The sequence below is a fragment of the Microbacterium sp. XT11 genome, from assembly GCF_001513675.1.
Classification (GTDB): Bacteria; Actinomycetota; Actinomycetes; order Actinomycetales; family Microbacteriaceae; genus Microbacterium.
Genome location: NZ_CP013859.1, coordinates 2,729,640 through 2,755,537 on the forward strand (window position 1 = coordinate 2,729,640; position 25,898 = coordinate 2,755,537).

Annotated in this window: 32 protein-coding genes, 1 other RNA gene and 2 pseudogenes; 5 read left to right on the forward strand and 30 right to left on the reverse strand. The window is 70.0% G+C overall.

Translation table 11 applies throughout. The features are described 5' to 3' along the window. Positions 1 to 3 precede the first annotated feature (3 nt). A complete protein-coding gene (gene glnA, locus AB663_RS12855; protein WP_067199794.1) occupies positions 4 to 1,341 on the reverse strand; it encodes a type I glutamate--ammonia ligase in 1,338 nt (445 codons plus the stop codon). A 2-nt stretch (positions 1,342 to 1,343) separates the two neighbouring features. Continuing rightward, on the reverse strand, positions 1,344 to 1,550 hold the full coding sequence (locus AB663_RS12860) for a methionine aminopeptidase (protein WP_067199797.1): 207 nt from the start codon (positions 1,548 to 1,550) through the stop codon (positions 1,344 to 1,346). A 69-nt stretch (positions 1,551 to 1,619) separates the two neighbouring features. Between AB663_RS12860 and ppgK the strand changes: the two genes are divergently transcribed. Then, a complete protein-coding gene (gene ppgK, locus AB663_RS12865; RefSeq protein ID WP_067199799.1) occupies positions 1,620 to 2,366 on the forward strand; it encodes a polyphosphate--glucose phosphotransferase in 747 nt (248 codons plus the stop codon). A gap of 55 nt (positions 2,367 to 2,421) precedes the next feature. On the opposite strand, the gene rnpB is transcribed toward ppgK, so the two are convergent. From rnpB to AB663_RS12885, 4 genes are all read right to left on the reverse strand, one after another. Further along, an RNA gene (gene rnpB, locus AB663_RS12870) (RNase P RNA component class A) lies at positions 2,422 to 2,778 on the reverse strand. 23 nt (positions 2,779 to 2,801) lie between these two features. After that, positions 2,802 to 4,499, reverse strand: a complete 1,698-nt coding sequence (locus tag AB663_RS12875; RefSeq protein ID WP_232304545.1) for a bifunctional 3'-5' exonuclease/DNA polymerase — start codon at positions 4,497 to 4,499, stop codon at positions 2,802 to 2,804. A gap of 22 nt (positions 4,500 to 4,521) precedes the next feature. After that, positions 4,522 to 5,253, reverse strand: coding sequence for a zinc ribbon domain-containing protein (locus tag AB663_RS12880; protein WP_067199802.1), 732 nt, complete (start codon positions 5,251 to 5,253; stop codon positions 4,522 to 4,524). 34 nt (positions 5,254 to 5,287) lie between these two features. Beyond that, positions 5,288 to 5,671: a YchJ family protein gene (locus AB663_RS12885; RefSeq protein ID WP_157541061.1), complete on the reverse strand. Its 384-nt coding sequence runs from the start codon at positions 5,669 to 5,671 to the stop codon at positions 5,288 to 5,290. Positions 5,672 to 5,693: 22 nt separating this feature from the next. On the opposite strand from AB663_RS12885, the gene AB663_RS12890 reads away from it, so the two are divergent. Beyond that, positions 5,694 to 6,533, forward strand: a complete 840-nt coding sequence (locus AB663_RS12890) for an aldo/keto reductase (RefSeq protein ID WP_067199810.1) — start codon at positions 5,694 to 5,696, stop codon at positions 6,531 to 6,533. Between the two features lie 71 nt (positions 6,534 to 6,604). Here AB663_RS12890 and AB663_RS17765 read toward each other — a convergent pair. Further along, positions 6,605 to 6,991 (reverse strand): annotated as a pseudogene (locus AB663_RS17765) (MmyB family transcriptional regulator); the annotation flags it as partial. Between AB663_RS17765 and AB663_RS17770 the strand changes: the two are divergent. Further along, positions 6,897 to 7,100, forward strand: coding sequence for a hypothetical protein (locus AB663_RS17770; protein ID WP_442922678.1), 204 nt, complete (start codon positions 6,897 to 6,899; stop codon positions 7,098 to 7,100). The pseudogene AB663_RS17765 and the gene AB663_RS17770 sit on opposite strands and share 95 nt — an antisense overlap. An 11-nt stretch (positions 7,101 to 7,111) precedes the next feature. Here the strand turns inward: AB663_RS17770 and AB663_RS17775 are convergent. Beyond that, positions 7,112 to 7,384: pseudogene (locus AB663_RS17775) on the reverse strand (helix-turn-helix domain-containing protein); the annotation flags it as partial. A 68-nt stretch (positions 7,385 to 7,452) separates the two neighbouring features. Here AB663_RS17775 and AB663_RS12905 point away from each other — a divergent pair. Further along, a complete protein-coding gene (locus AB663_RS12905) occupies positions 7,453 to 8,217 on the forward strand; it encodes an SDR family oxidoreductase (protein WP_067199822.1) in 765 nt (254 codons plus the stop codon). A 21-nt stretch (positions 8,218 to 8,238) separates the two neighbouring features. Here AB663_RS12905 and AB663_RS12910 read toward each other — a convergent pair whose 3' ends face one another. Continuing rightward, positions 8,239 to 9,129, reverse strand: coding sequence for a TIGR01777 family oxidoreductase (locus AB663_RS12910; RefSeq protein ID WP_067199825.1), 891 nt, complete (start codon positions 9,127 to 9,129; stop codon positions 8,239 to 8,241). A gap of 13 nt (positions 9,130 to 9,142) precedes the next feature. Continuing rightward, positions 9,143 to 9,520, reverse strand: coding sequence for a hypothetical protein (locus AB663_RS12915; protein ID WP_067199828.1), 378 nt, complete (start codon positions 9,518 to 9,520; stop codon positions 9,143 to 9,145). 140 nt (positions 9,521 to 9,660) lie between these two features. On the opposite strand from AB663_RS12915, the gene AB663_RS12920 reads away from it, so the two are divergent. Then, the gene (locus AB663_RS12920) at positions 9,661 to 10,749 is read left to right on the forward strand and encodes an AAA family ATPase (protein WP_067199831.1); all 1,089 of its coding nucleotides are present in this window, start codon (positions 9,661 to 9,663) and stop codon (positions 10,747 to 10,749) included. Positions 10,750 to 10,762: 13 nt separating this feature from the next. On the opposite strand, the gene AB663_RS12925 is transcribed toward AB663_RS12920, so the two are convergent. From AB663_RS12925 to AB663_RS13020, 20 genes are all read right to left on the reverse strand, one after another. Continuing rightward, positions 10,763 to 11,575, reverse strand: coding sequence for a sigma-70 family RNA polymerase sigma factor (locus AB663_RS12925; RefSeq protein ID WP_067199841.1), 813 nt, complete (start codon positions 11,573 to 11,575; stop codon positions 10,763 to 10,765). Between the two features lie 152 nt (positions 11,576 to 11,727). Further along, on the reverse strand, positions 11,728 to 12,051 hold the full coding sequence (locus tag AB663_RS17210) for an HU family DNA-binding protein (RefSeq protein ID WP_157541063.1): 324 nt from the start codon (positions 12,049 to 12,051) through the stop codon (positions 11,728 to 11,730). A gap of 222 nt (positions 12,052 to 12,273) precedes the next feature. Further along, positions 12,274 to 12,699, reverse strand: coding sequence for a flagellar assembly protein FliW (gene fliW / locus AB663_RS12935; RefSeq protein WP_067199848.1), 426 nt, complete (start codon positions 12,697 to 12,699; stop codon positions 12,274 to 12,276). Beyond that, positions 12,696 to 13,583 (reverse strand): flagellar hook-associated protein FlgL, encoded by an 888-nt coding sequence (gene flgL, locus AB663_RS12940; RefSeq protein WP_232304546.1) that lies wholly within the window; start codon positions 13,581 to 13,583, stop codon positions 12,696 to 12,698. The genes fliW and flgL overlap by 4 nt, the downstream gene beginning before the upstream one ends. A gap of 13 nt (positions 13,584 to 13,596) precedes the next feature. Beyond that, complete coding sequence (gene flgK / locus AB663_RS12945; protein ID WP_067199851.1) at positions 13,597 to 15,003, reverse strand: flagellar hook-associated protein FlgK; 1,407 nt, start codon at positions 15,001 to 15,003, stop codon at positions 13,597 to 13,599. A gap of 3 nt (positions 15,004 to 15,006) precedes the next feature. Beyond that, positions 15,007 to 15,489: a flagellar export chaperone FlgN gene (flgN, locus tag AB663_RS12950; RefSeq protein WP_067199854.1), complete on the reverse strand. Its 483-nt coding sequence runs from the start codon at positions 15,487 to 15,489 to the stop codon at positions 15,007 to 15,009. A gap of 121 nt (positions 15,490 to 15,610) precedes the next feature. Next, positions 15,611 to 15,862, reverse strand: a complete 252-nt coding sequence (gene csrA / locus AB663_RS12955; protein WP_067199857.1) for a carbon storage regulator CsrA — start codon at positions 15,860 to 15,862, stop codon at positions 15,611 to 15,613. A 71-nt stretch (positions 15,863 to 15,933) separates the two neighbouring features. Beyond that, positions 15,934 to 18,048 carry a flagellar biosynthesis protein FlhA gene (locus AB663_RS12960; protein WP_067199860.1) on the reverse strand — a complete coding sequence of 705 codons (2,115 nt, stop codon included), beginning with the start codon at positions 18,046 to 18,048 and terminating at the stop codon, positions 15,934 to 15,936. A gap of 29 nt (positions 18,049 to 18,077) precedes the next feature. Beyond that, on the reverse strand, positions 18,078 to 19,178 hold the full coding sequence (locus AB663_RS12965) for an EscU/YscU/HrcU family type III secretion system export apparatus switch protein (RefSeq protein WP_067199864.1): 1,101 nt from the start codon (positions 19,176 to 19,178) through the stop codon (positions 18,078 to 18,080). Beyond that, positions 19,175 to 19,936, reverse strand: coding sequence for a flagellar biosynthetic protein FliR (locus AB663_RS12970; protein WP_067199868.1), 762 nt, complete (start codon positions 19,934 to 19,936; stop codon positions 19,175 to 19,177). Before AB663_RS12970 ends, AB663_RS12965 begins: the two co-directional genes overlap by 4 nt. Further along, on the reverse strand, positions 19,936 to 20,211 hold the full coding sequence (gene fliQ, locus AB663_RS12975; protein WP_067199871.1) for a flagellar biosynthesis protein FliQ: 276 nt from the start codon (positions 20,209 to 20,211) through the stop codon (positions 19,936 to 19,938). The genes AB663_RS12970 and fliQ overlap by 1 nt, the downstream gene beginning before the upstream one ends. Further along, complete coding sequence (gene fliP, locus AB663_RS12980) at positions 20,208 to 21,047, reverse strand: flagellar type III secretion system pore protein FliP (RefSeq protein ID WP_232304547.1); 840 nt, start codon at positions 21,045 to 21,047, stop codon at positions 20,208 to 20,210. Before fliP ends, fliQ begins: the two co-directional genes overlap by 4 nt. Positions 21,048 to 21,160: 113 nt before the next feature. Further along, on the reverse strand, positions 21,161 to 21,613 hold the full coding sequence (locus AB663_RS12985; protein WP_067199877.1) for a flagellar biosynthetic protein FliO: 453 nt from the start codon (positions 21,611 to 21,613) through the stop codon (positions 21,161 to 21,163). A 1-nt stretch (position 21,614) separates the two neighbouring features. After that, the gene (locus AB663_RS12990) at positions 21,615 to 22,271 is read right to left on the reverse strand and encodes a FliM/FliN family flagellar motor switch protein (protein WP_067199880.1); all 657 of its coding nucleotides are present in this window, start codon (positions 22,269 to 22,271) and stop codon (positions 21,615 to 21,617) included. Next, on the reverse strand, positions 22,271 to 23,188 hold the full coding sequence (locus AB663_RS12995) for a flagellar motor switch protein FliM (protein WP_067199884.1): 918 nt from the start codon (positions 23,186 to 23,188) through the stop codon (positions 22,271 to 22,273). The genes AB663_RS12990 and AB663_RS12995 overlap by 1 nt, the downstream gene beginning before the upstream one ends. 5 nt (positions 23,189 to 23,193) lie before the next feature. After that, positions 23,194 to 24,006: an OmpA/MotB family protein gene (locus tag AB663_RS13000; protein ID WP_067199887.1), complete on the reverse strand. Its 813-nt coding sequence runs from the start codon at positions 24,004 to 24,006 to the stop codon at positions 23,194 to 23,196. Next, positions 24,003 to 24,794, reverse strand: a complete 792-nt coding sequence (locus tag AB663_RS13005) for a motility protein A (protein ID WP_067199890.1) — start codon at positions 24,792 to 24,794, stop codon at positions 24,003 to 24,005. Before AB663_RS13005 ends, AB663_RS13000 begins: the two co-directional genes overlap by 4 nt. Before the next feature lie 2 nt (positions 24,795 to 24,796). Continuing rightward, entirely contained in the window at positions 24,797 to 25,012 is a 216-nt protein-coding gene (locus AB663_RS13010; protein ID WP_067199893.1) for a flagellar FlbD family protein, read from the reverse strand. Between the two features lie 116 nt (positions 25,013 to 25,128). Next, the gene (locus tag AB663_RS13015) at positions 25,129 to 25,590 is read right to left on the reverse strand and encodes a GNAT family N-acetyltransferase (protein WP_067199897.1); all 462 of its coding nucleotides are present in this window, start codon (positions 25,588 to 25,590) and stop codon (positions 25,129 to 25,131) included. Between the two features lie 75 nt (positions 25,591 to 25,665). Next, on the reverse strand, positions 25,666 to 25,872 hold the full coding sequence (locus AB663_RS13020) for a hypothetical protein (protein WP_067199900.1): 207 nt from the start codon (positions 25,870 to 25,872) through the stop codon (positions 25,666 to 25,668). Positions 25,873 to 25,898: the final 26 nt, after the last annotated feature.

The following is a 25,898-nucleotide window of genomic DNA, read 5'->3' on the forward strand; positions in this document are numbered from 1 at the left end:
ACCTCAGAGGAGCTCGAGGTTGTTCTTCAGCTCCAGCGGCGTCACCTGACCGCGGTACGACTCCCACTCCTTGCGCTTGTTGAGAAGGACGTAGTTGAACACCGACTCGCCGAGAGTCTCGGCAACCAGCTCGGAGCCCTCCATGTACTCCAGGGCGTGGTCGAGGCTCGCCGGCAGCGCCGAGTACCCCAGGGCGCGACGCTCGGCGTCGCTGAGCGACCAGACGTTGTCCTCCGCCTCCGGCGGGAGCTCGTAGCCCTCCTCGATGCCCTTCAGCCCGGCGGCGAGCATGAGCGCGTATGCCAGGTAGGGGTTCGCCGCAGAGTCGAGGGCCCGGTACTCGACTCGTGTCGAGCCGCCCTTGTTGGGCTTGTACATCGGCACGCGGACGAGCGCAGAGCGGTTGTTGTGACCCCACGTGATGAAGCTGGGCGCCTCGTCACCGCCCCACAGGCGCTTGTACGAGTTCACGAACTGGTTGGTCACGGCCGCGATCTCGTTCGCGTGACGGAGAAGCCCCGCGATGAAGTGACGCCCCGTCTTGGAGAGCTGGTACTTGGCACCCTCCTCGAAGAAGGCGTTGCGCTCCCCCTCGAAGAGCGACATGTGGGTGTGCATGCCGCTGCCTGGCTGCCCGCTGAGCGGCTTCGGCATGAAGGTCGCGTAGACGCCCTGCTCGATGGCCACCTCCTTGATGACCGTGCGGAACGTCATGACGTTGTCCGCCATGGTGAGCGCATCGGCGTAGCGGAGGTCGATCTCGTTCTGACCGGGACCGCCCTCGTGGTGGCTGAACTCGACCGAGATCCCGAGATCCTCGAGCATCCGCACCGAACGCCGACGGAAGTCGTGCGCCGTGCCGCCCGGGACATTGTCGAAGTAGCCCGCGGAGTCCACCGGAACCGGCCCCTCCGGACCGTACGACGATGACTTGAGGAGATAGAACTCGATCTCGGGGTGCGTGTAGAACGTGAACCCCGCGTCGGCGGCCTTCGCGAGCGCGCGCTTGAGCACGTGGCGGGGATCGGAGACCGCGGGGCGGCCGTCGGGCGTCGTGATGTCGCAGAACATGCGCGCCGTCGGATCGATCTCGCCCCGCCACGGAAGGATCTGGAACGTGGTCGGGTCGGGCTGAGCGAGCAGATCGGACTCGTAGGTCCGAGTGAGACCCTCGATCGCCGACCCGTCGAAGCCGATGCCCTCGGCAAAGGCTCCCTCGACCTCAGCCGGTGCGATCGCCACAGACTTGAGGGTTCCGATGACGTCGGTGAACCACAACCGGACGAACTTGACGCCGCGTTCCTCGATGGTGCGGAGGACGAAATCGCGCTGCTTGTCCATCGCTACTCCGCGCCTCCGCTCTTGGCGGCGTCTTCGGCGGCGTCCTCCTCGGCCCAGGACCGCGCCCGTTCCTGGAGCTTCTCCGGAGCGCGTGCGGCCTCGGCCTCGGTGTCGAACGGCCCCACGCGGTCGACCGACGGGGAGATCATGCCGAACTCGACCTGCCCGGTCTCGAGGTTGTACCAGTACTTCTCATCGCCGTTGGCCATGGGGCGCCCCCTTCTTCACGTGGTGTCATCGATCCTACTGGCCAGGCGGCTGTCGCTAAGCTATCGCCCATGGCAAAAGCGATCGGCGTCGACATCGGCGGCACGGGAATCAAGGCAGGAATCGTCGACCTCGACCACGGTGTCATGGCATCCGACAGGGTGCGCGTACCGACCCCCGAAGGGGCATCCCCGGAGGACGTGCTCGTCGCCGTCCAGACGGTGCTCACGACCCTCGACGTCCACGACTCGACCCTCCCCCTCGGCGTCGCCTTCCCCGCCATCGTCAAGCGCGGCAAGACGCTCTCGGCAGCCAACGTGTCGAAGCGATGGCTGGACTTCGAGGCTGAGCGCTTCTTCCGCGACGGCCTCGGTCGCAACATCGTGTTCGTCAACGACGCGGACGCGGCCGGAGTCGCCGAAGCGCGTCACGGCGCCGCCCGCGATGTGCGAGGTCTGACGCTCATGACGACCCTCGGCACGGGGATCGGCTCAGCGTTCCTCTACGACGGCGTGCTCGTCCCGAACACCGAGCTCGGGCACCTGAACTTCCGCGAGTACGAATCGGTCGAGACCTGGGCGGCCACCTCGGCGCGAGAGCGCGAGGGCCTGAGCTGGGCCGAGTGGGCGGAGCGACTCCAGGCCTTCTACTCGCACATCGAGTTCCTCTTCAGCCCCGACCTCTTCGTCGTGGGTGGCGGCGTGTCGAAGAACGCGAACGACTTCCTGCCGCTGCTCGAGCTCAAGACGCCCATCGTCCCGGCGATCCACCGCAACAACTCCGGCATCATCGGTGCCGCGTCGCTCGCCGGCGACTGACCGCGCGACATCAGCACGAAGGCCCCGCCATGCGGGGCCTTCGTCGTGTCTGAGGCGAATGGGCCGACCTGTACGCCGGGTTCTGTTCCGGGGTTCTTCGCCCCTTCGACGGTCATCTCTCTCGGCGACACGTTGCCGTGGCGCTCCAGCGGTCTACCCGAGGACTCGGCGAGCCGCGTCAACATCCTCTGTCTGACCTTGCTCCGGACGAGGTTTACCTGGCGGGCCGCGTCACCACGGCCCCCGGTGGTCTCTTACACCACCCTTTCACCCTTACCCCTTGCGGGGCGGTCTGCTCTCTGTGGCACTGTCTCGCGGATTGCTCCGGGTGGGCGTTACCCACCGTCCTGCCCTGTGGAGCCCGGACGTTCCTCGGTGCGGTCTCCCGCCACGCGACCGTCCAGTCGACCCATTCGCGCCCCCAGTCTACCGCCGCTACTTCTCCGCCGACTGCGCGATCCGGAGGTCGAGCGGCACGTCGATCGGGAAGGAGCCGAACAGTCGCGTCGTCGCGACGGCCGCCGCCTCGCGCACCGCCTCGGCCGCGGCATCGGTCTGCTCCGCCGGCACGTGGAGCACGACCTCGTCGTGGAGGAAGAACGCCAGGTGGGCGCGATGCGCGAACGGGCCGGATGCCGGCGCAGGGGTGGCGGCATCCGGGAGCTGCCGCAGACGGTGGCGGATCTCGGCGAGCCAGATGAGCGACCACTCGGCCGCCGTCCCCTGCACGACGAAGTTGCGGGTGAACCTCCCCCAGTCCCGCGCACGCCGACGCGCGGCCGCGACCTCGGCAGGAGACGCGTCGGCATCCGTCGCCCTGGACTGCAGGCGCGTCCACTCCTCCGACGGGCGGGGAGACGACCGGCCGAGCCAGGTCGACACCACACCGCCGTCCTCGCCGGTGCGGGCCGCCTCGTCGACCAGCGCCATCGCGCGCGGGTACACCTTGCGGAGCCGCGGCACGAGCCGCCCGCCCTCTCCGGTGGTGGCACCGTACATGGCGCCGAGCACGGCGTACTTGGCCTCCTGCCGCGTCGACACGGCACCCGACTCGACGATCCCCTCGTACAGGTCGCGCCCTCGCGCGGCGCGCGCCATCGCCGCGTCCCCCGCCATCGCTGCGAGCATCCGCGGTTCGAGCTGCGCGACGTCGGCGACGACGAGCATCCAGTCGTCGTCGGCGCGCACCGCCGGCCTCAGGCTCCGCGGAAGCTGGAGGGCCCCGCCGCCCGCCGACGCCCACCGACCGGTCACCACTCCGCCCGGGATGTACACGGGACGGAAGCGGTCATCGCGCACCCACTCGGAGAGCCATGCCCATCCGTTCGCGCTGAGAAGACGAGACAGCTTCTTGTACGCCAGCAGCGGCTCGACCACCGGATGGTCGTGCTGGGCCAGCTCCCACCTGCTGGTCGACTCGACGTGCACTCCCGCTCGATGCAAGGCGCGAAGCAGCTTGGGCTGGCTGTCGAGATGGAGGCCGGGATCACCCAGGATCCCGCGCACCGTCTCGGCGAGCTCGACCATACGGCTGGGCAGTCCGCCCGCGACCGGACGGATGCCCAGCGTCGCCTCGAGGATCTCGCGATGCACGCGCTCGTTCCACGGGAGACCCGCCGCACGCATCTCCTCGGCGATGAGGCCGCCGGCTGACTCCGCCGAGCAGAGCAGGGACAGCCGGCCGTCGCCCGACTGCGCGAGCACGTCTCGCTGCGCCCGGTACTGGTCGAGCACCTCGGCCACAGGGTCGGCCGTGTCGGATGCGCTGTCGACGTCGAACAGCGCAGGCGCCTCGTCGACGACATCGCGACGCTGCCAGGAGGGCGACGGGTCGAGCGGACGCCGGACGCGCGCGGTGTCCCGCAGGATCGCGTGGCACAGCAACAGGTCGTGGGCGCGCCGGATCGTCACACCTTCGGCCAGCAGCACCGGGTAGACCTCTCGTGCGCTGCGGATCACCCACCGCGGTGCGTCATCGCGCTCCCGTGTGCGCACCCAGTCCGCGAGTCCGCTCGCGGGAAACCGCCACGAGTGAGCCGCGCGGAGGTCGTCGTCGAGTTCGACGGCGGCGAACTCCCCCGCACGGAGCGCGACGAGCGCGATGCGGAGCTCCGCGCCGGGCGTCGGATTCACCGCTGGCGCTGCGGCGCGCTCATCACAGCCCGGATTCCTCGGTGCGCACCAGGATGCACCCGCACTCGGGGCAGGACACCACGGCATCCGCCGGCGCACGACGGATCTCGTTCAGATCGGTCCCGGGGAGCACGATGCGGCAGCCCTCGCACGTCCCCCTGCTGAGCAACGCGGCACCGGCGTTCGTCGCGGCGCGCCGGGTGTAGTCGGCGAGGAGATCGGCCGGGACCCGACCCGCGACAGCCGCACGGTCGCGTGCCAGCTGCGCGCCGAGCTCGGTCGCCGCAGCCACGTCGGCCTTGGCCTGCACCGTGAGGCGCGTGCCCTCCGCCACCGTCGTGTCGAGCAGCGCCTGCTGGGCGGCCACCGCGGCTTCGGCTTCTTCGACCCGCCCCATGACCTCGAGCTGGATGTCCTCCAGGTCGCTCTGCCGCTTGGCCAGGCTCGCCAGCTCGTTCTCGAGCGCCTGCGCCTCCTTGGAGTTCGTCGTCGCGGCAAGGCGCTCCGCGTCGCGGGCACGGCGCTGCTCGACGAGCGTCACGTCGGACTCGACGCGGGTCAGCTCAGCGCGCGCGTCGTCACGCACCCCGGTCAGCGTCGTCAGCTCTCGCAGCTGTTCCTGCCGCACGGACGCCAGCTCGTTGATGCGCGCGGCATGCGCCGGATGCGTACGCGCATGCTCCGCCTGCGCGATGCGCCGGTCGAGGTCGGCGAGGTCGAGGAGGATGCGCTGGTCTTCGGGGCTGGCGTTCACGCAGTCAAATCTAGCCGGTGGCACGTGGAGGGCATCACCGGAGCTCCCCGTCGACGTACAGCCACCGCCGGTCCTCACGCACGAAACGGCTGCGCTCGCGCAGCGATCCGCGCGCCCCGCCCTCCCGCCAGAAGGCCTCGAACTCCACGATGCCCTCGGTGTCGAAAGGACCTCCGCCTTCGCGATCGAGCACGACGAGCCGACGCCATTCGAGTGCCGGGTCGAGATCGAGCGCGGCAGGCCTCGTCGACGGGTGCCACGTGGCGCGCAGATGGCGGGCGTCGCCCCGCGCGAAAGCGGTGTAGCGAGAACGCATCAGCCGCTCAGCGGTCGGCGCCGGCGCACCCGCCAGCAGCGGACCGCAGCAGCCGTCGAACACGTCCCCCGACCCGCAGGGGCATCTCACCGGCTGCTCCATCCTGCCAGCGTACGCTGAAGACATGGTCACGGTTCCCCAGTTCTCCGCACACAACGGCTTCTCCCTCCCCGCCATCGGACTCGGCACCTACCGGTTGCGCGGCGACGCGGGTGCCGCCGCCATCGCCTCCGCCATCGATGCGGGCTACCGGCTCGTCGACTCCGCGTTCAACTACGAGAACGAGGGCTCCGTGGGGCGCGGCGTCGCGTCATCCGCGGTGGATCGCAGCGACCTCATCGTCACGTCCAAGCTGCCGGGCCGCCACCACTCCGCCGCCGCCGCTCCGGCGAGCATCGAGGAGAGCCGCTCGCGATTCGGCCTCGACGCGATCGACCTGCACCTCATCCACTGGCCCAACCCGAGCCAGGGCGAGTACGTGGAGGCGTGGGAGGCGCTCATCGACGCGCAGCGCAGGGGTGTGGTCCGGCAGGTGGGCGTCTCGAACTTCCTCCCCGAGCACCTCGACCGCATCGAGGGCGAGACGGGTGTGCGTCCGGTCGTGAATCAGATCGAGGTGCATCCGTACTTCCCGCAGACGGAGCAGCTTGAGGTGCACAGGGAGAGAGGCATCATCACCGAAGCCTGGAGCCCGCTCGGGCGCGCGGATGCCGTGCTCGACGAGCCCGTCATCGTCGAGATCGCCCGTGCGCACGACATCACCCCTGCGCAGGCCGTGCTCGCCTGGCACGTCGCTCGCGGCGTCGTCGCCATCCCGAAGGCGTCCTCCGCGGAGCACCAGCAGGCGAATCTCGCTGCAGCGGCCGTCGCACTCGACGGCGCGGAGGTCGAGGCCATCACCGGTCTCGGGCGACCCGACGGCCGGCTGTTCGACGGCGACCCGCGGACGCACGAGGAGTCCTGACGGGGCGGGGCGCGGTCGAGCTTGCCCGCCGCCTCGCTGCCCGGGGCGGCCGTGAGCACGATGAGGGCGTGCGACTCGTCCGGGGTGATCAGGGCTTGGCAATCGACCTCGATCTCGCCGAGATCAGGGTGGACGAGCACCTTGTGCTCCTCGAAGCGCCGACGCACCTCGTGGTCCTCCCAGTAGCGCACGAACTCGGGACTCACCGCGCTCAGCGCGCGATGGATCTCGCCCGCGCGCGATCGCGGACCCCATTCGCCGTAGGCTGCGCGCAGTGAAGCCGCGAGGGTGCGCCCGTGCTTCTCGTGGTCGCGCTGCGGATAGCGTCGCCTCTCGTCCTCCGGATGCGCGAACCATCGGTAGATGCCGCTGCGTTCCATGCCGGTCAGGTCGCTCGCATCCCCGAGCAGGGCGCGGGCCGCGTCGTTCTGCACGAGCACTTCGTCGAGCACCGACACGACGAAGGCCGGGGTGTCGGAGAGCCGGTCCAGCACGCGCAGCAGGCTCGGCGGGAGGTACTCGGTGAACGTGGCGCGGTCGGGCGCGCTGTGCCCGCAGATCCGGTAGAGGTAGTCGCGCTCGTCGGTCGACAGCCGCAAAGCCCTGGCCAGGGACGACAGCATCTGCACGCTCGGCTGCGGCCCGCGGCGCTGCTCGAGGCGCGCGTAGTAGTCGGTCGACATGGCTGCCAGCATCGCGACCTCCTCACGACGCAGGCCGGCGGCGCGACGACGCGGCCCGGCGCTGAGTCCGACATCGGACGGCACCAGCTCCCTGCGTCGGCGCAGCAGGAAGTCGGCGAGTGCATCACGATCCACCCTGGAAGTATCCCCCGTGGTGCGCACGGTCATCCAGGGACCGCCGATCCCTGGATGACCGCTCCCTGCCGCAGCACACGGGTCGCGAGCAGGCTGAGAGCATGAACATCACCGGAAACACCGTCTTCATCCCCGGCGCCACCAGCGGCATCGGACTGGCTCTCGCCCGCGCCCTGAGCGCCCGTGGCAACACCGTCATCATCGGCGGGCGTCGCCGAGAGCTCCTGCACCAGATCGCGCAGGAGAGCCCGGAGCTCGACACGGTCGAGATCGACACCGCAGACGCCTCGAGCATCCGTGCGGCCGCACGGACCGTTCTCGACCGGCATCCGGAGCTGAACGTGCTCGTCACGATGGCCGGGATCATGCGGGTCGAGGACTGGCGCTCCCCCGACGGCTTCCTCGACACCGCCGAGGCGACGGTGACGACCAACCTCCTCGGTCCGATCCGCCTCATCGGCGCCTTCATCGAGCACCTGCAGACCGTGCCGGACGCGACGGTGATGACCGTGTCGTCGGGGCTCGCGTTCGCGCCGCTGCGCGTGACCCCCACCTACAACGCCACGAAGGCCGCCATCCACATGCTCAGTGAGAGCCTGCGCCTGCAGCTCGAAGGCACGAGCGTCTCGGTGATCGAGCTCGAACCGCCCGCCGTCAGGACGGCCCTGATGCCCGGTCAGGAGGAGAGCGAGTGGGCGATGCCCCTGGACGCGTTCATCCAGGAGGTCATCGGACTGCTCGAGTCACAGCCCGACGCCACGGAGATCCAGGTCGAGAACGTCAAGTTCCTCCGCTACGGCGAGGCCAGGGGTGACTACCCCCAGGTCGTCGCCACCCTGAACCGGCGCGACCCGCACGGGAAGTGAGTCGCCGCACCTCGGCCCTGCTCAGACGGCGGCGGCGATGGCCTCCGCGACCGTCGTGTGGGTGAAACCGAAACCCGAATCCTCCAGCGCTCGCGGACGCACGTCGGCGTCCGCGAGCAGGAGCGAATCGGCCGCCGATCGGCTCAGCGCCCCTCGGAGGGCCCAGGCAGGCGCCGGGAGCCAGAACGGCCGCCGCATCGCCCGTGCCAGGGCCCGCCCCGTGTCGTTCGCCGTGGCGGAGGCGGGCCCGGCGAGGTTCACGGGGCCGGACAGGCTTCTGTCGATCACGTGGCGGATCGCGCGGACCTCGTCGTCGAGCGAGATCCACGGCCAGATCTGCGTCCCCGGACCCAGCGGACCCGCGAGCCCGGCGCGGGTGAGCATGATCAACGGCTTGAGCACACCGCGACGATGGATGACGGGTGCCGTGCGCAGCAGGGCGACCCGTGCGTCGTCCCCCGCGCGTCGAGCCGCATCCTCCCATCGGACGCAGAGCCGAGCGAGGAATGTGTCCCCGGCCGGCGAGCTCTCGTCGAGCACGCGCCCAGGAGCCGATCCGTAGTAGCCGACGGCGGATGCCGATACGAAGAAGGGCGCGTCTTCGCCCAGTTCACGGAGCGCGTCGGCCAGCGTCGTCGTCGCGCGCAGCCGCGAACCGAGCAGCTCCCTGCGGTACTGCGGCGTCCACGGCATCCGCCCCACACTCGCGCCGCCGAGCGCGATCACGGCCGACGCCCCCTCGAGCACGCCCGGGTCGAGACATTCCCGCCCCGGATGCCACTGCACCTCATCGGGTGCGCGCGGGTCTCGACGCACAAGCGCCGTCGTCGGGATGCCGTCGGAGCCGAGCGAGGCGCGCAGCGCCGTTCCGATCAGTCCGGATGCTCCGCTGATGACGATCCTGCCGCTCATGTCGCGCCTCCGCTCAGCGGCCGGCCGCACCGCCGTCCGCGTGCGCCAGCCTCTCCCATTCTGTGCGAAGGAAGGTCGCCTCACCCGACGCCACGATCATGGCGTTGTTGTGCGGTCCCGGCTCGGGCCACATCATCACTCCCCCGACCTGGAGGCTGGGCAGATCGCGACGGATGCACTCGATGCTCCCCCGGACCAGGAGATCGGCTGTCTGCTCCGGCGAGGTGGCCGCTCCGATCACCGCGTCATCGTGCGCGAGGAGCTCGGAGCGCCACGACCGCGCCGGACCTTCCGGATCGAGGGTGAACCGCACGATGCCCTGCGGCGCCGCCTCCACGTGAATCACGATGAAGCCGGTCACCGGCTGTTCCACCGGCGTGCTGCCGTCCATGTCCGTCCCCCGATTCGAGCGGTCCCACACCCCTCATCCGCCAGGATACCGCCGGCCTCCGGCCGCACGGGCTCGATGCCTTACGCACATCCCCCGAGCGCCGATATGTAGGTGGGGGAGCGAATGAACGGAGGAGGATCGTGACAAGTACCTACATCGAGACCGGAGGACACGTCCGGGTCTACGACGATGCCGTGCGCACCCACCAGTCCTTCCCGCCGGGCACCTACCGCGTGCATTTCACCTCGAAGGAGGGGTTCAGCCTCGTGCGCGTCGACGACCTCTCCGTCGGCACTGAACGCGTGTACGGCGATCGGGAGAAGAAGGTCCGCAAGATCTTCCGTACCTACGAGCTGTCCGACCGCAGCCTCGGCGTGATGCTCTCCGGCGACAAGGGCATCGGAAAGACCCTGTTCCTCCGGATGGTCGCCGCCGAAGCACGTGCGCAGGGCCTTCCCGTGGTGCTCGTGACCGAGGACAACGACGGCATCGTCGACTTCCTCGACAGCCTCGACGAGTGCCTCATCGTCCTCGACGAGTTCGAGAAGACGTTCCCGATCGGCCGGCGCGGAAGCGGGGACGGAGCGAACCGTCAGAACCAGTTCCTCTCGCTGTTCGACGGACTGTCGTCCGTGAAGCGCATCTACTGCGTGACCGTGAACGACATCGCCGACGTCAGCGCGTACCTGGTCAACCGTCCCGGCCGGTTCCACTACCACATGCGATTCGAGTACCCAGGGCCGGACGAGGTGCGTCAGTACCTGTCCGACCAAGCGCCCGACGCGCACCCGGACGAGATCGAGAACGTCGCGCTCTTCTCGCGACGCGCTCGGCTCAACTACGACCATCTGCGCGCGATCGCCTTCGAGCTGCAGCACCAGGACAGCCAGTTCGCCGAGATCGTCGAGGATCTCAACATCAAATCCGTCGAGCCGGCCGTGTATCGGATCGACGCGAAGTTCCCCGACGGTTCGGTGTGGTCGGCTGAGGTCGAGCTGAACCTCTTCGAACGGGGCGACGTCGTGCGGACCTTCGAGCTGCGCAACGCCACGCGCTCGCTCTTCGCCTCTTTCACCCCGAAGGATCTGATCTTCGAGCCCGACGGCGGCATCGTCGTGCCGATCAGCCGGCTGGAGCTGCTCGACGAGGACGACGAGGAACCCGAGGCGTACCCGGCATCCGTCAGCCTCACCCTCGTCGGCCAGGCGAGCTACGGCTTCGGCTTCTGAACGCGGGGCCCCGTCACGCGGGCTGCGGAGCGGATGGGGCCGATGTGGAACGGGCGGTCGCTGCCACGCGGTCGAGATACGCGTCGACCGCGGACCTCGACGAGCGCGACCCCCGGAGTCCATCGCCGGTCGAGCGCGCCGAGCCCTGACCGTCGGAGTAGTGCAGATCGAGGGCGTCCCGGATCATGCGCAGCGCCTCGGCCCGCTGCTGCGACACCGCCGCGTGCGAGACGCCGAGCTGAGCGGCGACCTCCTTCACCGAACGCTCCTCGAAGTAGATCTCCTTCACGATGAAGCGCTTGCGCTCCGGCAGCGCGTCGACGCAGCGGCGCAGGAAGTCGTCGCGCTCGGAGAGCAGCAGCGCCTCCTCCGGGAGAACCCCGCTCCAAGCGATCTCCGCAGGGTCGAACACGTCGAGGCTTGTGACCACCCGGTCGGCGTCGGCCAGCGCCTGCCGCGCGGACGCCACGTCCACGCCTGCGTGCTGGGCGATCTCGGCAGTCGTCGGCGTGCGACCGAGCACTGCAGCGAGTCGGTCGCGCACCCCGGCCATCTCCTTGGCGCGCGCACGGACCTCGCGAGGGGCCCAATCCATCGACCGCAGTTCGTCCTGCAGCGCCCAGGTCACCCTCCCCCGGGCGAAGGCGCCGAACGGCACCCCGAGGGACGCATCGAACCTCTCCGCCGCGCGAACGAGGGCGTATGCGCCCGCGGAGGCGAGATCGTCGCGAGACACCTGCGTGAGGCGCGACGCGACGAACGCCGTCGCCGCACTCACGATGTGCAGGTGGTCGATGACGAGCTGGTTGCGTGCGCGCCTCGGCATGGAGCGGTGCCTCTCTCACTGTCAGTGCAAGTCCCCCAGCGACTCACAGTGCGACCAACCCCATGGTCGTCCCTCACCCCCATGCTAGGGCCACGGCGCACACGAGAAATCCCCGGGAGGGCTCTCCCGGGGATCTCTCGCAGACGTTCAGCTCAGCGCTGGTCGTCGTTCACCTTCACGCGCCGGTTGACCTCGCGCGTCGCCGAGAACTTCAGCACCGTGTAATCGGTCACCTCGGCCGTGCCGTCATCCTTGGCGAACTGCACGCGGTGACCCTTGTGGGATTGCGGATAGAACCGCCCGAAGTTGGTCAGCGTCACCGTGTTGCCCTGGCTGACCAGATCGAGCAGTTCGTCGATCATCGCGTTGTACGCGGTCTGCGCCACCTGGAGGGAGAGTCCCCCTCGCCGCGCGAACCGCTGCACGAACTCCCTCTTGCTCACGCGTGTGGCGTCGAGCGTCCTGGATGTGCTCATGTGCATACCGTCCCCTGTACTCTCGCCCGTCTCCGGGCGTCCTTCCCCCACCCCCGACGCCGCGCACAGCGGACCGTCAGGGGATCCTGCGTCCGTGGCGGAGCACCACCCCGGCTCGCGTTCCTCAGAGGATAGCCCCACTTCCTTGGTAAATGCGCAGACCGTCCGTTCCGGTTGCTTATCGCGCAGATCCGGCAGCATCACGGTGCCGCTCCCGGTGCGTCAGCGACCCCCGGTGCCTTCCAGACGCATCCGCAGCGGAAGGGCTTGGTCGTCCAGGATGACCTGCGTCGCGAGCCCTGTCCGCGCGTGCATCACCACGGGTGCGCGGAGGTTCACATGCACGCCGTCCTCCGCGGGGTTCGCGACGACGAAGGTCTGCAGCGGCTCTCCGTCGGCCGCGCCCAGATCCTGCCGCACGACGTCCGGCAGGCTCGGCCGGCACCCCGGCGCGGCGACGGCGGCGTCGACGAGGAACAGCCGCACGTCGGCATCGACGGCTCGCAGCGCGTACAGCCCCTCGGCGCCGCCGATCGACACGAGGGTGAACTCGGTGTACGGAGCGAGACCCGGCATGGGGACGACGAACCTCACGGACACGGACTCGGTCCTCTCCTCGCGGGGCGCGGATGCGGTTGGCAGGGTCATCTCAGGAACTCCAGAAGGGTGGTCTGCAGCGACCTCGCCGTCACCTGCAGGGCGGATTGGAACACGAGCTCGGCCGACTCGAGCTTCACGAGCACCTCGAGGCTGTCCACGTTCTCGACCGCGGCACGGCGCGCCTCCAGGTCGGTGGATGCCGCGAGGTTCTGGGACGACGCACGCTCGAGCTGCACCTGTCTGGCGCCTGCCGCGCCCCGCGCCGACACGACGGCCTTGAGCCGTGCGTCCACATCGTCGAGGCGGCCGCCGATGTCGGCGCCGCTGCGCAACTGCGCCGCGATGTCCTGCAGCAGCGCGAACGCGCTGTCCGCCCCTTCGCCGAACGCGGCGGAGCCGTCGATGTCGACCCGCACGCTCTCGGCGTCGCCGATACGGCGCAGCACGCCCGCGCCCGCTCCCCCGGCGAAGGCGAAGGTGCCCGCCTCGAAGGCGGCTCCCGCATCGCTGGTTCCTGCGAACACGTTGCGGCCGAGCATCCGGGTGTTCGCCTGTGCGAGCAGTTCTGCGCTGATCGTCTCGAGCTCCTGGGCGATCGACTCGCGTGCGGCAGGGCTGAGCGCTCCGGAGTTCGCCCCCTGCACGGTGAGGTCTCGCGCGCGGTTCAGCAGATCGGCGCTCGCGCCGAGCGCCGCATCGATCGTCGTCACCCAGGCCATGCCGTCGTTGATGTTCCTCGCGTACTGCGCGACGCGCGTCTGCTCGCCGTGGATGCCGAGCGCCGCGGCTGCCGCCGTCGGGTCTTCGCTGGGCGTGCGGAACGACCGCTGCGATGTGGCCTGGTACTGCAGGCGCTCGCGCTCGGCGAGGTTCGCCTGGAGCGTTCGCAGGGACTGCTGGGTCATCGTGCTGGTCGTGATGCGGCCGATCATGAGACTCCCCTGGTCAGCGGCCGACGAGGCCGGTGCGGTTGATGAGCAGATCGAGCGCCTCGTCCACGGCTGTCAGCACGCGTGCCGCCGCCTGGTATGCGGTCTGATACGAGAGCAGGTTGATGGTCTCCTCGTCACCGTCGACGGACGCGTTCGACTGCTGCGCCGTGACGGCGGCGACGGCACCGCGATCGGCGATGTCGGCACGCTGCCGATCGCCTGCGACGCTCACGGCGAAACCGGTGACGAACGCCGACCACGCGGTGCTCGGTCCGTCCTGGCTCGTTCCGAGCCGGCTGATCCGATCGGCGATCGACGTGTCCTTCGGCCCCGCGCCGGGTGCGCCGAGAGCGAGATCGCCGAGCTCTCGGGGCACGACCCGGAGACCGAGAGCGGCCGGCGCGGACGGATCGAGTGCGAAGAAGTCTCCGCCCTGGGCACCAGACGAGGTCACTCCTGCGCGATGCAGATCGTTGACCCGAACCGCCAGCGTCCGCGCGGTGTGGTCGTAGGCGGCGGCCAGCGCTGCGAGCGGTCCGCCGTCGGACGCCGGCGCCAGCGCCCCGATGACGCCGCCGAGCGTGCCTGCGGTCACCGAGACCGCGCTCCCCGGCCGATCGGCCCAGGACACCGTGACCCGTCCTCCGTCGGCGACTCCCGCCGGTCCGGATGCGGTGAGCGGCCGGGAGGCGTCACCCGACACGAGCGCGTTCCCGTCCACCCGCAGAGTCATCGTTCCGTCGGCTTCGAGCGTTCCCTTCGCACCGATCGCCGTCGACAGCTGCTGCGCCAGCACGCTGCGCTGATCGACGAGCTCGTTGGCCTGACGTCCGGATTGCAGTGCTTCGCGGATGCGCCCGTTGAGCACGGCCACCTGCTCGGCTGCGGCGTTGACGTCGGCCACCTGGCGGTCGACCTGTCCGCGCAGGTCGCCCCACTGTCCTGCCACCGCCTGGTACCCCGCGGCTATCTGACCGACCAGCACCTGGGCGTCGGTCAGCACGACCTGTGCGGCCGCAGGTTCCGGGGTCGTGGCGAGGTCGGCCCACGACGACCAGAACCTGTCGAGATTGGCCGCCAATCCCTCTGCGGTCGGTTCGGCCATGATGGCCTCGGCCTGACTCGCTGCCGTGGCTCGCGCCGACCAGAATCCGGAGGTCGCCAGCGCGTCACGCACGCGGGCGTCGAGGATCTCGTCGCCGAGGCGGGCGATTCCCGTGACGGCGACGCCTCCGCCCGCGGTGGCCCCTTGGACTCGCAGGCCGCCCTGCACGGGCGCCGCGACGGAAGTCTGTTCGACCCGCTGGCGTGTGTAGCCGGTCGTCGTCTGGTTGGCGATGTTCTGGCCCGTGACCGTCATCCCGGCGCGGGCGGCGGCGAGGGCGGATTCAGCGAGCCGAAGCCCTGCGAAGGACGACATGCCTCATGCCCTCGTGTCGAGCAGCTGCGCATCCGAGGAGTGGACCACTCCGCCGGATTGGTCGTATTCGCCGATCTCGCCGCCGAGGCCCGCGATCGTCTCCTGCGTGACCCGGATCGCGGCGCGCAGCCGCTGTTCGTTGACCTGCTTGAGCTGCTCGATCTCGTCGGCCAGCGCCGTCATCGCGGTGAGGTGGCCGGTGAGCACGTCGCGCCACGCGTCGGTCGGCGCGGCGTCGATCAGCTCGCGAAGCGTGGCCGCCTCTGGCGCGCCCCACTCCTCGGCGACGGAGACGACGAGCGTGTCGCGCGCGAGGGCCGCCGTCGGCATCGCCCCGGTGATCCGCTCGATCTCGCTCACCGAGTGGGCGATCCAGCGGTTGCGTCCGCTCGCGAGGAGCATCTGCTGCACATCCAGCTTGAACAGGAGCAGTTCCAGCAGATCGCGCTCCCGCATCAGCTGCATGCTCAGGTCGTGTGCGGCCACGGTCGGTCACCTCGTCAAGTCGGTTCAGCGCGACGGCGACGACCGTCACACTCACGACTATCGCGACACCGCGCGCGGGAGTAACTCGCTCCGCATGGGGAGAACTCCCCATCGACAGGCGTCAGGACGACGTGGTAACGGGCCGCAGAGCGTCGAGGAGCGCGTTCTCGGCGGCGTCGCCGGACGCAGCCGACTGCGCGGCCTCCTGGTTCGCATCGCTGACCGCCAGCACGATCTCCGCGCGGTGGATGCGCTGGTCGCGCGGGGCTTCGATCCCCACCCGAACCCCGCCAGGGGTGACCGCGAGGATGGTGACCGTGATGTCGTCGCCGATCTTGATGCTCTCGTTCGCGCGCCGTGTCAGCACCAGCATGAGTTCCGCCTTCCGTGGCTTGTGCGCCTCTGCGCCGTCCCGAGCATCAATGTAGCGTCTTTCGCTCGTATTCAAGGAGAACTTGCAGATGGCGCGCCTGATCGGACGGGGTCGCCCGGCGACGCCGCGGTCACGGGAAGCGCGGGGTGAGCCAGCCGGATCACGCCGATCACGTCGGCGGCGTGACCACCGGCGGCGGCCTCGTCGTAGGAGAGCACGGGGAGACCGCCCACCTGCGAGGAGAGCAGTCGGCGCACCGCCGGCCGCAACGACGGAGCGCACACGAGCACGGGCTCCGCTCCGGTCCGGTCGAGGTCGGCGACCATCCGCCGCGCGCTCTCGAGCAGCTGCGCGGTGGTGTCCGGCGGCAGCACGATCTGCGCGTCGCCGTCGATCACGCGCAGGCCCTCGAGCATCTGCTGTTCGAGAAGAGGGTCGATCATGAGGACCCGCAGCCTGCCGTCCTCGGCGAACCGCGACGCGATCGCGGGCCCCAGAGCCGATCTCGCCGCCTCGATCAGCCCCGCGGTGTCGGTGGACACCCGGCCGCGCAGCGCCAGCGCCTCGTAGATGCGCGCGAGGTCGTTGATCGGCACCCGCTCGGCGAGCAGACCGGACAGCACCCGCTGGATAGCCGAGAGGGAGAGCACGCCGGGGGTCAGCTCCTCGACCGTCGCCGGGCTGGACTGTGCGAGGTGCTCTGTGAGCTGCCGCACGTCTTCGAGCGAGAGCAGCCGGTCGGCGTGCCCCTGCACGAGGTCGGAGAGGTGGGTGATGATGACGCTCACGCGGTCGATGACCGTGGCACCGGCGATATCCGCCGCGTGCGTGAGCTCGGCGGGTATCCATCGTCCTGGGAGCCCGAAGACGGGATCGACCGCCTCTATGCCGGGGAGGTCGTCCAAGCCCGTGCCCAGCGCGAGCACGTGACCGCGTGGCACGGACCCTCGGCCTGCCTCGACGCCCGCGATGAGGATCGCGTACGTCTGTGGAGGGAGCTCGACGTTGTCGCGCGTGCGCACGGGCGGCATCAGGATGCCGAGATCGAGGGCGAGCTTGCGTCGGAGCGCCTTGACGCGCACCAGCAGATCCCCCTCTCCCCCGGAGGCCAGATCGAGGATGTCGGGCGACAGCGAGATCTCGAGCGCGTGCACGCGCATGCGGTCCATGAGCTCGTCTGGTCCCTCTGCGGCCGCATCGGCCGCCCGAGTCCTCGCCGCTTCCGCATCGATCGCCGCCTCCCCCGCCTCGCGGGCACGTACGCGCGACGCCGCGAACAGGAGCACGATGCCGATCGCGACGAAGACGAGGAGGGGCATCCCCGGGATGAAGCCCATGGCGACCGCGGCCGCTCCGGTGATCATCAGCGCCGTCCTCGACTGCATCAGCTGCCGGCCGGCGGCCTCGCCCATCTCGGCCTCGGCGTTCTCGCGTGTCACGATCATCCCGGTCGAGACCGCCATGAGGAGCGCCGGGATCTGCGTGACGAGACCGTCGCCGATCGTCAGGATGCTGTACGTCTGCAGGGCGTCGGTGACCTCCATGCCGTGCTGGACCATGCCGATGACGATGCCGCCGACGAAGTTGATGACGACGATCACGATGCCCGCTATCGCGTCTCCCTTGACGAACTTCGATGCCCCGTCCATCGCACCGTAGAAGTCCGCTTCCGCAGCGACCTCTGCGCGGCGCTGGCGCGCCTCCGTGTCGGTGATGAGCCCCGCGTTCAGGTCGGCGTCGATCGCCATCTGCTTCCCCGGCATCGCATCGAGGGTGAATCGAGCTCCCACCTCTGCGACGCGTTCGGCGCCCTTGGTGACGACGACGAACTGGATCACGGTCAGGATGAGGAAGATCACCGCACCGATCACGAGCGAACCGCTGATGGTGATCTGCCCGAACGCCTGGATGACCTGACCGGCGTGGGCCTCGCTGAGCACGAGGCGCGTCGAGGCGACGTTCAGACCGAGCCGGAAGAGGGTCGCGACGAGCAGCAGGCTGGGGAAGACCGAGAAGTCGAGCGGCTTCTTCACGAACATCGCCGTGAGCAGGATCAAGAGCGCGAACGAGATGTTCGTCACGATCAGGACGTCGAGCAGAGGGGTCGGGATCGGCACGATCAGCAGCAGGATGATCCCGACCACTCCGACTGGAACGGCCGCCTTGGACAGCAGCGGGGCGAACATGCGTGCGATCTCCTTCGTCGGTGTCCTGGTCACAGTCCGCGGTCACGGGTCGCGGCGAACGGCATGGTGTGCACTCCACGCGCAGAACCGCGCCGTGCAAGGTGGTCGATGAATGCGAGCACCTGCGCGACCGCGGTGTAGAGGTGCTCGGGGATCTCGTGGCCGATCTCGCACGCGGCGTGCAGGGCCCGGGCGAGCGGCACGTCCCGGATCATCGGCACTCCCGCCTCTGCGGCACGCTCGCGGATCTTCTGCGCGACCACGCCTTTGCCCTTGGCGACGACGCGCGGCGCGGACTTGCCCGGCTCGTACCGGAGCGCCACGGCCACGTGGGTGGGATTGAGCAGCACGACGTCGCTGTCGCCGACCGCCGCGATCATGCGGTTGCGGCTGAGCGCGAGCTGGCGTGACCGTCGCTGGGAGCGCACGAGCGGATCGCCCTCGGTCTTCTTGTGCTCGTCCTTCGCCTCCTGCTTCGTCATGTGCGTGTGCATGCGGTTGCGACGCACGACGACCGCGACGTCGAGCGCCGCGAGCACCACGCCGACGACCACGGCGACCTGCAGCAGTGCCGCGGCTCCGCCCGCCGCCTGCTCCAGCAGCCACGTCACGTCATGACTCCCGCTGGCGATCAGCACGGGGACGAGCCCGGAGATCACCGCCCACAGCGCGCCTCCGATCGCGGCCGTCTTGAGCAGCGCCTTCGCCCCCTCCCACAGAGCGTGTGTCCCGAAGACGCGCTTGAGTCCCGCGACGAGGTCGAACTGCTCGGTGCGCACGGTCAGCCCTCGCAGGTGGATGCCGCCCTGCAGCACCGCCGTCCCGACCGTCGCGAGCAGCACGACGACGAGCAGCGGGATCAGCACCGGGCCCAGCGCCGCCACGCCCGCATCGAGCGCCTGGAGCGCCTCTGCCGCGGATGGGTGCGCGGACACGCGCACCACGCGCAAGGAGAGCTCCGTCGCGGCACGCGCCGCGGCGTCGATCGTCGGCGCCGCCATGACACCGGCCGCGCCGATGCATACCCAGGCAGTGAAGTCCTGGCTGCGCCCGATGCGACCCTTCCTCCTGGCCTCGCGAAGGCGCCGCTCGGTGGCCCGTTCGGTGCGCTCCCCGCCTCCTCCGCTCATCGGACGACTCCGACGAGCAGCCGGACGGCGTCCTCGGCCAGCGCCGCGACGACACCGGGGTGCGCCGCGAAGACGAAACCGACGAGCAGGAGTGTGAGCCCGATCTTCACAGGGAAGCCCAGGGCGAAGGCGTTCAGCGCAGGAGCGACCCGTGTCACGAGACCGAGCCCGATGTCGGCGAGGACGAGGACGATGAGCAGCGGCCCGGCGATCTGGACGGCGCTGAGCATCATCTGCCCCGCCGTGACCGCGAGGGCCTCCGCAGGCCGCTCGAGCGTGACGGCGCCGGAGACGGGGATCGCGTCGAACGAGCGGAACAGTCCGGCGAGCACGAGCTGGTACCCGTCTGAGGCGAACAGCAGCAGCAGCGCTGTGAGCTGGAAGAGCCGCGTGAACTGCGCGCCGTTGACGGCCATGCCGGGGTCGAAGGCCTGCGCGAGCTGGAAACCGCCGAACGAGTCGACGAGGTGTCCGGCGCCCTGCACCGCGCTGAAGAGCACGAGCACGAGGAACCCGAGCAGCAGACCGGTGAGCGCCTGGCCTGCGAGCGCGAGGAGGAAGCCGCCCGTGTCCAGCCGGGTGTACCCCGGCGTCACGACGGGCGACACGGCGAGGGCCAGTGCCGCGCCCAGCATGGCGCGCACGCGCATCGGGATCGAGGCGTGGCTGAACGGCGGCGCCACGACGAGGAAGGCCGTGATGCGCACGCACGCGAGAGCCGTGGCCTCGAGCCACACGAAGTCGATCGGGATGTGCATCAGCCGCCGTCCAGCAGCGATGGGATGCGCGCGAACAGCTCGTTCGTGAAGGCGACGGTCTCCGAGATCATCCAGTGCCCGCACACGAGGAGCGCGATGCCGACGGCGACGAGCTTCGGGACGAACGAGATCGTCATCTCCTGCACCTGAGTGACCGATTGCAGCAGCGAGATCGCGAAGCCGACCGCGAGCGCGGTGAGAAGCAGTGGTGCGCAGAGCTTCGCCGCGAGCAGCAGCGCCGACTGTCCGATGTCGATGACGGCCTCTGGGCTCATCCCGTACCCCCGTCGTACGACTGCACGAGAGCCGTGATGACCATGCCCCAGCCGTCGATCAGGAGGAACAGCAGGATCTTGAAGGGCAGCGAGATCATGACCGGCGGGAGCATCATCATGCCCATCGACATCAGCGCACTGGCGACCACGAGGTCGATAACGAGGAAGGGCACGAAGATCACGAAGCCGATGAGGAAGGCCGCGCGCAGTTCGCTGAGCATGAACGCCGGCACGAGGGTCTGCAGGGGGATGTCCGACGGGTCGGCGGGGTTCTCCAGCTGCGCGGCCCTGTGCATCAGGGCGATGTCCTCCTCGCGCGTGTACGACAGCATCCAGTGACGCAGCGGCTCCTGCGCCAGCTCGAAGGCGCGCCCGAAGTCGACCTGGCCCGCCGTGAAGGGGCTCACCGCCACCGTGTTGATGTCGGTGAGCACGGGCCACATGATGAACAGCGTCAGGAACAGGCTCAGGCCCGCCAGCACCTGGTTCGGCGGGATCGACGGCAACGACAGGGCGTTGCGGGTGAGCGCGAGCACGACGAAGATCTTGGTGAAGCTCGACATCATCAACAGCAGCGCAGGCGCGACGCTGAGCACCGTGATGCCCAGCAGCGTCATGATGCTGTCGGACGGCGTTCCGTTGATCCCGTTGATCGTCACGCCGCCGTCTCCGCCTTCGGCGTGGACGGCGAGCCGGGTGCTCGCGTGTGCGGCGCCGGCCTGCAGGAGGACCGCCGCGGCGGCGATCGTCCCGGCGGCGCCGGCGAGCACCGATGCCCTGCGCCGTGCACCGCTCGGACGGCGAGGCGGCACGGCTCTCGCGGCGGTTTCGGGCACGGTGGCGCTCCCAGGAAGGTGACATGGCCTATCCGTAGCCGTGGGGGCGAGCGATCCGTGCTCGCCGTCGACTATCGCGACGCGGCGGGCCCGCGGTAACCGCGCCGTACGCGTCAGGCCACGGGGCGCAGGACCTGCTCTCCGTCGGGGTCGGTGCCTGCCCGTGCGGCATCCGCGTCGTCGCCGGCATCCGCATCTGCGCCGGTACCGAGTTCGTCCGGCCCGACCTCGGCGAGCGTCTCCTGCGTGTCCACCACGCTCACTCCGTGCTCCGTCACTCCGAGGACGTAGCGGATGCCGCCGAACTCCGCCACCACCAGCTGTGCCCGACCTCCGAGGCCGGCACGCGCCACCACGGAGATGCGTTCAGCTCGCGGGCGTCGCGCAGATCCGCTGCGCGGGGCGCGCCGTCGAGCCCAGCCGGCCAGACGAGAGGGGACGAGTTCCGACAGCGGGCTGGTTCCCTTCGCCTGGCTCTTCTGCAGACGCCGGCTGAGGAACACCAGCAGCGCGAGCACCGCGCCGAGAGCCACGACCGCGCGCAGGGCGATGAGCACGTCCTCCACGTCAGGCGACCTCCGCGCCGTCGAGGATGCGGTCGACGCGGATCGCGAAGTCCCCCTCCGCCACGACGACCGTGCCGTGCCCGATGAGACGCCCGTTGAGTCTGATGTCCGCCGGCGATCCGGCCGCGCGGTCGAGCTCGACCACGCGGCCGGGCTCCAAGGCGAGCACATCGCGCACGGGCATCCGCGTGCGCCCGATCTCCACGACGAGCTCCATCTCGACACCGGCGATGCGGCTCAAGCGCTGCGGGGCTCGCGCGACGGCCCCGTCGGCACCGTCGATGCGCACGGCAGCACGCGCCACGACAGCCCCATCGGCGTCGACCAGATCGAACACCTGAGTGCCCGCGTCGGTGAACACGTCGGCGGCGTCGACCAGGACGGCCTCGCCCAGCGCACCGGGCCCGAGCACGGCGACGGCGGAGTCGAGGACCGGATGCAGCCGGTCGACGAGTGGCGCGGCGTCCGATCCGTCCTCGAGACGCGACGGTTCGACGATCTGGAGCGCGATGCGCGCCCCGGGGGTGCCCGCGAACGTCGCGACCACGGCGTCTCCCGCCGCACCGGGATCGGTCGACGGTTCGGGGATCACGGGGAATCCGAAGGGCAGCCTGCCTGCGATGGCCGCGGCGACCGCCGTCTCGTGGAACGTGCTCATCAGTGGGTGTCCTCCAGTGTGGTCGTGATGCGGCAGGTCAGTCGGGAGCCCCGCACTCCCGGGGTCGCCCGTGCGACGGTCGTCGCCCCCGCGACGAGTTCGAACGGGAGCGTCTCGGGGTGCGGGAGGCGCAGCAGGTCGCCGGGCGCGAGGTCGAGGACCTCTCCTGCGCCGATCGTCATCGGTTCGAGCCTGAGCGTGAGTTCGAGCGGGGCGCCGTGCACCTGCGCGAGCGTGTGTGACGGCTCGTGCGCCGGTGCCGCATCAGGAGCGGTCGCCGCCAGGCGGTCGACGACCGCGGACGCCGGGAGCATCACCGTCGCGCGGGTCTCCGTCTCGCCCAGACGCATCGCGTACCGGGCGACGATCACCGCCGCCGATGCCGAGACCACCTGCATGTACTGGGGGTTGTAGTGCACGGCCGCGAATCGCGGCGCGCCCGGAAGCACCGCGGCGAGGCTGGCATGCAGGTGCTCGAACGTGCCCTCCATGAGATGACGCACGAGAGCCAGTTCGATGGGCGTGAACGTCCGCGCCTCGGGAAGCGCCGAGGTTCGCCCGCCCATCATCTGCACGACCCACAGGAGCGCGCTGTCGAGGGCGAACTGCACGATGCAGGGCTCCTCGCGATCGTCGAAGGCACCGGCGACCAGGGCGGTCGTCGCCGGCAGGCTCTCGGCGTACTCCTCGTACGTCACCACCTCGACGCGATCGAGCGAGAGGTGAGTGCGCACCCGGATCTTCGCGGTGAGCTGCGATGACCAGAGCCGGGCGAACGACTCGAAGGCGGCCTCCAGATGACGGATGCTCTCGCGTCCGAGCTGGGCCGGACGCGAGAAGTCGTACTCCGGGTACCGCGCCGACGCGTCCTGCGCGGCGGCTTCCCTGGCATCGGCGGTCGCCGTCTTGGCTGTCATGTCCCTCATCTCTGCTCGGCCGCGGCTGCGAGCGCCGGGATCAGAGCCCGCACCTGCTCCTCTTCCGCCGACTCCACGACGATGTCGACGCGGCGATTGCTCGCCAGCGCTTCCGGTGTGTCGCCCGGGGCGAGCGGGCGGGTGTCCGAGAACGCGGTGGCGCGCACGCGCGGCCCCGCGACCCCCTCGTGTTCGACGAGGAACCGTGCGACCTGCGTCGCACGCCCGCCGGACAGCTCCCAGTTGCTGGGGAACGGATCCGCGGCGATGCGGTGATCGGCGTGGCCCTCGACGCTGACCTGGTTGCTCACGCTCGTGAGCACGTCGCCGATCGCGTCCAGCACGGCATCCGCGCGCGCGGAGAGCGCCGTGCTGTTGTCGGCGAAGAACGTCTCGGCCCCCACGAGACCGACCTTGAGCCCGCGGTCGTCGATCACGAACTCGACCGTGTTCTCCAGTCCCTGGGCCGCGAGGGCGGCCCGCATCCGCTCACGGAGCTCCTCGAGCGACTCGAACTCCGCGGCGGCGCGGCTGGACAGGTCGATCACGCCGTCGTCATCGGCGAGCTCGGGAGGGATCACCGGCCCTTCCGTGGTGTCGGCGCCGCCCTCGGTGCTCTCCTGCCCGAAGCCCGTGGCGAGGCTGTTGGCGAGGAGCTCGAACTTCGTCTTGTCGACGTTCGAGACGGCGAACAGCACGATGAACAGGCACATCAGCACTGTGACCATATCGGCGTAGGAGACCGCCCAGCGCTCGTCCGGTTCGTCGTGCGCGTCGTCGACGTGTCCGCGCGACGACGCGCGCCGCACGGCGGTCACGGCGCATCCTCGACGGCGTGCTTCTTCGGGGCGCGTTCACGAGGGGTCACCGTCGAGAGCGCGCGAAGGCGCTCCTGCACGACGTGCGGCGCGCTGCCCGCGTGGATCGCGAGCACGCCCTCGGTGACCAGCGTCATGCGCTCCAGCTCGATCGCCCCGATGCGGTGGAGGCGACCGGCGATGGGATTCCAGATGAAGTTCGCCGACAGCAGGCCCCACAGCGTGGCCACGAACGCCGCCGCGATCATGGGGCCGAGATGATCCGGCTCGTCGAGCTTCTCGAGCACATGCGTGAGGGAGACGACGGTCCCGACGATGCCGATGGTGGGCGCGTAGCCGCCGATCGACGAGAAGAACCGCGCCGCGACGCGGTTGCGAGAGGCCGTGGCGGCGACCTCGTCGTCCATGATCTGCCGCATGTCCTCGGCATCCGCGCCGTCGGCCAGAGCCTGGAGCGCCTGGCGCGTGAAGTCGTCGGGGGCCGAGTCCAGCTCCTGCTCGAGCGCGAGGAGGCCGTCGCTGCGCGCCTTCTCGGCATAGCCCACGAGATGTGGGATGACCGCCTCCGGCGTCGAGCGAGGTCCGCGCACCATGCGGCCGAGGCTCTTCACCGCCAGCACGGTGTCGCGGAGCGTGTGGCTCGCGATGCCGACGCCGATCGAGGCGCCGAGCACGAGGATCATCGGCGCGGGTATGAGGAGCGCCTGGAAGCTCGCGCCCTCCATCGTGATCATCGCGACGAGCGCGCCGAAGGCGAGGACGACGCCGACGAGGAATGCGGGGTCCATCGTCACTCCCCCGCGTTCCGGATGAGGGCGTCCGCGGCACCGAGCACTCGCGCGCGGTAGGCGACGATCAGGTCGACCAGGCGCTCCAGGGGCTCGGCGATCACATAGACATGCCCGTCGACCATGTGCAGCGTGGTGTCCGGAGAAGCGTGCACGCGCTCGATCAGGTCGGGATTGACCCCGAACCGCGTACGGTCGAGGCGGGTGACGATGATCATCGGGTTCTCCGGGCGTCGGAAGAGCGGAAGGCTCCCCGGACTATCGCGACGGGGCCTGTGCCTGGTAACCGCTGCCCCGTGCGGGAGTCAGGCACACCGGAGCGCCGCTCCCGGCGTCAGCGCAGAGGTTTGCGCATGAACACCTGGGCGGTGCCGTCGCCCTGATCGATGCGCTCGGCCTCGCGGTACCCGCACGCGGTGTACAGGTCGATGTTCGCCTGGCTGAGGCTTCCGGTGAAGAGCTCGGCCGTGGCGCACTCGGTGTCGCCCTCGATCGCGTCGAGCAGGCGCCGGCCGATGCCCTCGCCCTGCATATCGGGCGCCACCGCGATCCTGCCGATCTGCAGCACGTCGTCGCGCTCGGTCGCCCGGATGGCTCCGACGATCCGGTCGTCGACGAGCGCGACGAAGCCCTTGGCCCCCTGCAGCTCGGCTTCGATCTGGGCGAGGGTCTGGGTGAGAGCCGGTTGGTCGGGATCTCCATAGATGGCGGCCTCCGAGACGAAGGCCGCACGCTGCACCGTCAGCACCTCCCCGGCATCCGCGGGCGAAATGGGTCTGATCACCACGTCTGCCACGGCTCTCCTTCTGCTGTCACGTCCGCCTCGGGCTCGCTGCCGCGCCCCTGCTCCGCACCGTCGCTTCGGCCCTCGCTACGCACCGCTCGTCGGCGGCTTGTCGAGACCGTGGCGTCCTGGCGCTTCCGGCTCAGCCGCGGTGGCGGGCGTGATGCGGGAGGGGCCCCCGGGGTCCTCGGTGCCAGGGTACGCCGGCTCTTCGGTCTCGATCGCCTTGTCGCGCTCCTCCCGGGGCGGCAGGTGGTCCAGAGGCTGTCTGATGTCGTCGGGGTGGTGGCTCATGCTCCGACCCTCCCTCCCGCATCCGG